The sequence below is a fragment of the Moorena sp. SIO1F2 genome (genome assembly GCF_010672755.1).
In the GTDB taxonomy this organism is placed as follows: Bacteria; Cyanobacteriota; Cyanobacteriia; order Cyanobacteriales; family Coleofasciculaceae; genus Moorena.
This window is the reverse complement of the sequence record NZ_JAAHFV010000440.1, coordinates 1-4,842: the sequence shown is the minus strand read 5'-3', so window position 1 is coordinate 4,842 and position 4,842 is coordinate 1. Positions and strand designations below refer to the sequence as shown.

Here is a 4,842-nt window from a genome sequence, read left to right as displayed (position 1 = left end):
TATTATTAATTTGTTAGTATAATTAAAATATCTTTAATAAGTAAGTGGGTATAATTACGGCGGTTTGCATACCTATCAAGAACACAGGACTTTCTCCCTCTTCCCTCTTACTGGAGTTTAGACTAATTCTCGTTCACCGGAAACTTCCCCAACGAGAGTAGTCACATTGACTTACTCAGCTGAAACCCTTGATAAATAGTCATTACAGCAATTTTTAATGCAGTTGTCCTCAGCCAGTGCTATGAGTCAATTGTAGGTACGCAAGACTTTTTGAAGAGTTTGAAAAATGCAGCCCTAATCCAAACTCGGCAAAAAAGACAAATAATCAAATCGCCCAAGACTATCTCAAACGCTCTTTGGTGCTTGAGGCATGGGTTTCAATTCCTAATTGCTTTTTATGAAGTTTTTTTAAACCCCAAAATTTAGTCTAAAGTCCATTTATTATAGGCTGATTACAAAAAATACCCAAATCTGCTCTGGGCAAGGACTTTGTGTTTTTTTGAATATAGCCTTGGTAAAGCGGATTTGGTATTACCCATCACGTCGGTAAAGTTGAGGAAAAACCATGACCGTTACTATACCCATCAAAGCTATCCAACTCACACCCGGTAGTGCGCTTACTATAAATAACCTTAAATGGCAAGACTTTGAAACAATTCTTGACGAACTTGGGGAAAAGCGACGAGTGCGGCTGACCTACTATCAAGGAAATTTAGAAATCATGTCCCCCCTTGCCATTCACGAAAGACCCCACCGGATTATTGCCGATATTGTTAAAGGCATATTAAACCTACAGGGGCGCGACTGGGAAGATTTTGGTTCAACTACCTTTAAACGTCCTGAAATTGCTGGTGTTGAACCGGATACCTGTCTTTATATTCAGAATGCTCCTCAAATGCGAGGCTGTACTCACATTGACTTGGACATTTATCCACCCCCAGACTTAGCTATTGAATCTGATGTTACTTCGGCAGAGCCGACGCTACGCGAACAAAAACAACCTTTGAGGTTTATGCAGCCATTGGTGTTCCTGAAGTATGGATTTCTAGCAAACAACAACTTAAAATTTACATCATCAAAGATGGAAATTATCAAGAACAGTCGCTCAGTCCAACCTTTCCCAATTTATCCTTAACTACACAGATTCCTCAACTCGTAGAACAGGCAATTAATCAAGGAACAAGCAGAATGTTACGGGAATTAAAAAGTCAATTTTTTCAATCGAAATAAGTCTTACTTATTGCTAAGCAATTCCATCACACACCTCCCCAGCTGCCATCCTTTATATCCGTATATCGATTACCCACTATTGCCAATTATGCCTCAGGCACACAAGTTCCAACTAAACAAGCTCGATCCAAATTAACACCACTCAAAGAAGCCCCATCCATCTCAGCACAAAGCAAATTCGCCCCACTGAGATTACTACCAGATAGATTAGCTCCACGGAGATCGGCCTCTTCCAGATTGGCTTCACTTAAGGTTGCCCCTTGTAAATCTGCCTGAGACAAATCTGCTCCCTTCAAATTGGCACCATTAAGATTAGCTCCTCGCAAATCTGCCCCTCGCAAATCCACCCCTTGCAAATTCACCCCCATCAAATTGGCACCACTTAAAAAAGCACCGGTAAAGCAAGCCTGACTCAACTTAGCCCCCATCAAATTAGCGCCGCGCAGATTACCACCCCGCAAGTCCGCACCACTCAAATCCGCCTGCATCAAATTAGCACCAAGCAAATTTGCCCGTAAGTCAGCAGATTCCAGTTTGGCACCGATTAAGTTAGCACCATCGAGACGAGCACCATTTAAATTAGAGCCAGAAAAATTTACCCCCACAAGTGTTGCACCAGCAAGATTAATTTTTTCCAATTGGCTACCGGAAAGATCCTCATCTTCCAAATCTGCTCCTGGCAGTTGCTTTACTTTCCCCGCCCGAATTGCTTCAATTTCCATCAACCAGATAACCTTGGCCAAAAGGCCACGCGATCGCTTTCAACTGTTCATCTTTCACCCTACCCTACACCGGATCCCTGGGCAAGAACAACCTTCAACCTTGGCCAATAGGCCACGCAATCGCGTTCAACCTTCAACCTTGGCCAATAGGCCACGCAATCGCGTTCAACCTTCAACCTTGGCCAATAGGCCACGCAATCGCGTTCAACCTTCAACCAAATAACCTTGGCCAAAGGCCACGCAATCGCGTTCAACCTTCAACTTTTCTTACTTCATCCTTCAACCGTTACTTTTTCCTCAGATAAGGAATCAAGCAACCACATCCCTGAAGCAATTTTAGGCTGATTAGCCTGCAAACTCATACCCTGCTGCATTCCCATCACTATCAGTCCCAGGGTTTCCACCAGTTTAGGGTCAAAGGCTTCCCCTGACAATGCCTGACAGTTTCTTAGAGCTTGAGACAGAGCATCCTCCTCAGATTTATAGGTATTGAGTTGCTGCTGAAAATAAGCCATCAGCCTCAAAATCCTCGATTCCAAGGGAATGTTATCGTAAGCTAAGCCATCCGGTTGTCCTGAACCATCCCAGGATTCGGTTTGGTGGGTAATAATGTTAGCGACAGCCTGCAATCGAGGCATAATCCGTAACACCGATCCCCTCGGAAGAGATTCCTGCTTCTCGATCACGTCTTTCTGAGCAGCTGACTTAGGGGGTAGTTTTATCTTGACCCCCTGCAAGGGAGATAGACGGTGCAAGAGTGCTGCCAGACTTAAACGTTTCAGTTGCCATGCTGGTAAATCCAGCAACTGGCCTATAGTCTCAGACAAGCTTTTTACCTCAGCGCTAGCGTTGGGATTCACAGCATCCGCTTGGTCAATTAGCTGAGCCATACGCAAGAAAGCCTGCATTTCATTAGAAACTAGGTTATCGTCTAACACCTGAGCATGGCTAGGGGAGGTATGGGGCGGTAACTCTTGTTGACCCTTCTGAAGATAGTCCACCACCCGATTCACCACTGCCCCAATATAGTCTCGTGGCTTGGTGCTGTCGATCATCTGTTGAAGTTGTGCAGTTAAGCTGGCTTGCAAGTCTGGGTTATAGTTACCAATGTGAGCGATCGCAAACTCCACTGTCTCCCTGACCAAGTCTGGCTCAAATGTCCAGAATCCGTAGAATTTGCGCTCTCGGTCCTGCTCTGGCTGTCCTTGAGTGCCATAATCCGACTCAGATAATTCTTGACATAACACCATTGCTGTGTATGTCTCAGAAATAATAATCAAGTGCCACTCTTGAGCTACAGGATCGGAGGACTCTAAACTAACTAGGGCAACATTCGACCGCTGACTGGTGGGATGTTCAGCAAAGCCAGCATCCGGTGCGGCCATGATCACCACCTGAGATGATTTCAGCGCTATATCGCCATAGCGTTCAGCTTCCTCAAGATACCATTTGCCCCGCTGGAATGCCGTAATCATTAGTGGAGCACTGTCAGACTCTAGGATAAAGTCTTCTAGGGCATGGCACAGCGATACTAAGGTATTTTTGTAATAAACTCCAAAGCTTAGAGGTTTTTTGGTGCCGCGATGGGCTTGTTCTAGTTTTTGTAATATCGAACCTGAGCGCATGGTTACTAAAAAATTGTTAATTAAATTTTGTTATTTAAACTTGTTAATTTAATTTTGCCATTATCCCTTTCTAGTTATTTAAACTTACTAGTTTTTTTTCTTGGTGTTTATTTGGTAATATTGGGGCAGTGAGGGCTGCTTCTAATGGAGCCACTCCTAGTCTTTCTTCAAGGATTTTCATCACTTCACGCCCAAAATCATTAGAATTTTGCCGCCAAGCTTCCAGACAAACTTCACCAAAGAAAGACCCTAGGGGTTCGGGATTCCATAGGAGTTTCTTGGCTGTCCAGGGCATCAGACTCATGGGATCATAGTCCCGGTTGAGGATAGTTTTGTCAAAGGCGTACTGTTCTAAATGGGTATGGGGTTGTAGACCAATGAAGAAGATGGCTGGTTCTACTTTATCCCTACCAAATATTTGCTCTAGTTCCCGGTGATAGGCAATAGTCTGACGAATGGTGTCAAAGGTTTCATCGATCACATTGAAAGAATAGTTGACGGAAACTAGGTCATTGAAGCCAGCTGCTTTTAAATCACGACAGTTTTGCAGTACGGTGCGTAGGTTATAGCCCATGCGCATTTTCCGCACCAGTTCCTGAGAACCACTGGTAATCCCAATTTCAAAGTAATTCATCCCGGTTTTTACCATCAGGTCGCATAATTCTGGGGTAAGATTGTCTGCCCGAATGTATGCTGCCCAGTTAATGTCGCTCATTCCAGCATCAAGGATTTTCTGCAACAGTTCAACCGCATCACCAATGAATTTTTTGGCAGGAATGAACTGAGCATCAGTGAACCAGAACTTGCGGATGCCTCGGTCATAGAGTTGCCGCATTTCTGCTACCACTTCATCTGCCGGGTTAATCCGTACCTGTTTGCCTTCTACAACGGTATAGATACAGTAGCAGCAGTTATGGGGACACCCACGCTTGGTTTGAACTCCAATGTAAAAGTCGTTCTGTTGGAAGTAATAATCAAAGCTCGGCCAGATGCTTTGAATATAGTCGTAGTTGCAAGCAATTTTTTCAATGGCAGTGGGAGACTCATGGATCATGCGATCGCGTGGCTTAGCTTGCCCTACCACATAACAGCGCTGATCATCGAAGTCCTGACCCCGGAGAAGTTTCGTGAGTAAGGTTTCCCCTTCTCCAACTGGAAACGATGGTTCCAGTTGGCAGTTTATTTTCCAACTGCTCATAGAATACACTAACTGCTCCACCCCCCACAATCAGGCGAGCGTCTGGGTTATATCGTTTAGCTCGTTT

At 44.5% G+C, this 4,842-nt stretch carries 5 protein-coding genes and 1 pseudogene; 3 read left to right on the top strand and 3 right to left on the bottom strand.

Annotation, left to right across the window (positions count from 1 at the left end):
• Positions 1-565 precede the first annotated feature (565 nt).
• On the top strand, positions 566-1,135 hold the full coding sequence (locus F6J94_RS30365) for a Uma2 family endonuclease (protein WP_367142290.1): 570 nt from the start codon (positions 566-568) through the stop codon (positions 1,133-1,135).
• Positions 1,066-1,230 (top strand): hypothetical protein, encoded by a 165-nt coding sequence (locus tag F6J94_RS34500; protein ID WP_365939904.1) that lies wholly within the window; start codon positions 1,066-1,068, stop codon positions 1,228-1,230. The genes F6J94_RS30365 and F6J94_RS34500 overlap by 70 nt, the downstream gene beginning before the upstream one ends.
• Positions 1,231-1,316: 86 nt before the next feature.
• Here F6J94_RS34500 and F6J94_RS30360 read toward each other — a convergent pair whose 3' ends face one another.
• Positions 1,317-1,952, bottom strand: coding sequence for a pentapeptide repeat-containing protein (locus tag F6J94_RS30360; protein ID WP_293047107.1), 636 nt, complete (start codon positions 1,950-1,952; stop codon positions 1,317-1,319).
• 13 nt (positions 1,953-1,965) lie between these two features.
• Between F6J94_RS30360 and F6J94_RS30355 the strand changes: the two genes are divergently transcribed.
• Positions 1,966-2,175: a hypothetical protein gene (locus tag F6J94_RS30355; RefSeq protein WP_293047105.1), complete on the top strand. Its 210-nt coding sequence runs from the start codon at positions 1,966-1,968 to the stop codon at positions 2,173-2,175.
• Between the two features lie 49 nt (positions 2,176-2,224).
• Here F6J94_RS30355 and F6J94_RS30350 read toward each other — a convergent pair whose 3' ends face one another.
• A complete protein-coding gene (locus tag F6J94_RS30350; protein WP_293047103.1) occupies positions 2,225-3,577 on the bottom strand; it encodes a DICT sensory domain-containing protein in 1,353 nt (450 codons plus the stop codon).
• Positions 3,578-3,647: 70 nt separating this feature from the next.
• Positions 3,648-4,842, bottom strand: a pseudogene (locus F6J94_RS30345) (photosystem II high light acclimation radical SAM protein); the annotation flags it as partial.